General features: G+C 68.5%; 2 protein-coding genes. One reads left to right on the top strand and one right to left on the bottom strand.

The genetic code is table 11. The features are described 5' to 3' along the window. Positions 1–82 precede the first annotated feature (82 nt). On the top strand, positions 83–829 hold the full coding sequence (gene rlmB / locus AC1DOC_RS34510; RefSeq protein WP_012747327.1) for a 23S rRNA (guanosine(2251)-2'-O)-methyltransferase RlmB: 747 nt from the start codon (positions 83–85) through the stop codon (positions 827–829). A 30-nt stretch (positions 830–859) separates the two neighbouring features. On the opposite strand, the gene AC1DOC_RS34505 is transcribed toward rlmB, so the two are convergent. Continuing rightward, positions 860–1,030, bottom strand: a complete 171-nt coding sequence (locus tag AC1DOC_RS34505; protein ID WP_018902777.1) for a hypothetical protein — start codon at positions 1,028–1,030, stop codon at positions 860–862. Positions 1,031–1,151 lie beyond the last annotated feature (121 nt).

Raw genomic sequence — 1,151 nt, 5'->3', positions numbered from 1 at the left:
GCTGCACGACGAACGCACCCGCGCGCACAGCGGATTGCCGATGGCCTGAAGGACGGGGCGCGCAGGCCTCGATAATCGGGGGATGTCTTCTCCCAAAGTGATCTTCGGCTTCCATGCCGTGGGCGTGCGCATCAAGACCGCGCCCAAATCGGTGCTCGAAGTGATGTTCGACACCAGCCGGCGCGATGCGCGCATGAAACAGTTCATCGCCCGCGCACAGGAGGCCGGCGTGCGGCTGGTCGAGGCCGACGGGCTGCGGCTGGCCAAGCTCAGCGGCAGCCATGGTCACCAGGGCGTGGTCGCGCGGGTCGAGCCCATCGCGCAGGTCCGCTCGCTCGACGAACTGCTCGAAGGCCTGGAGGAGGCCGGCACCGTGCCGCTCCTGCTGGTGCTCGACGGCGTGACCGATCCGCACAACCTGGGCGCCTGCCTGCGCGTGGCCGACGGTGCCGGGGCCCATGCGGTGATCGCGCCCAAGGACCATGCGGCCGGCATCAACGCGACCGTGGCCAAGGTGGCGAGCGGCGCGGCCGAGACGGTGCCCTACTTCATGGTGACCAACCTCGCGCGCACGCTGAACGAACTCAAGGAACGCAGCATCTGGTGCGTCGGCACCAGCGACGATGCGCCCGGCACCCTCTACCAGAGCGACCTCAAGCGGCCGCTGGCGCTGGTGCTCGGCGCCGAAGGCGAGGGCATGCGCCAGCTCACCCGCAAGACCTGCGACGAACTCGTGAGCATTCCCATGGCGGGCGCGGTCGAGAGCCTGAACGTTTCCGTGGCCAGCGGCGTGTGCCTCTACGAGGCCATGCGGCAGCGCAGCGCCTGAGGCGGCGCTGCGACCGGGGCGCGGTTCGAATCAGGAAGGGTCTTTGCTGCGTGTGCGGCCCACCGCGCTGAAGATGCCGATGCCCAGGATGATCAGCGCACCGATGCCGATGTAGAGCGTCGGCACGCCGGCCACCGAGGCGCCCCAGGCGAGGCCGGCGAGGAAGATCAGAAAACCGATCATGTAGAGCACAAAGGACATGCGTGTTCCCCCGGAAGCTTTGATGCCTTGCAGTATCCCGGCCGGTCCCGGGGCGGGCACAGGCCGGTGTCTCCAGTCGCTGTGGGAACTTGCCTACTACTTTCGCGCCGCTATGCCGGGG

It is taken from the genome of Variovorax sp. 01T439_2 (assembly GCF_056398445.1).
This window is presented reverse-complemented; position numbering and strand designations above follow the sequence as displayed.

Bases quoted from the DNA above. Each gene is read 5' to 3' on its own strand.
- rlmB (WP_012747327.1), top strand. From the start codon at position 83: ATGTCTTCTCCCAAAGTGATCTTCGGCTTCCATGCCGTGGGCGTGCGC.
- AC1DOC_RS34505 (WP_018902777.1), bottom strand. From the start codon at position 1,030: ATGTCCTTTGTGCTCTACATGATCGGTTTTCTGATCTTCCTCGCCGGC.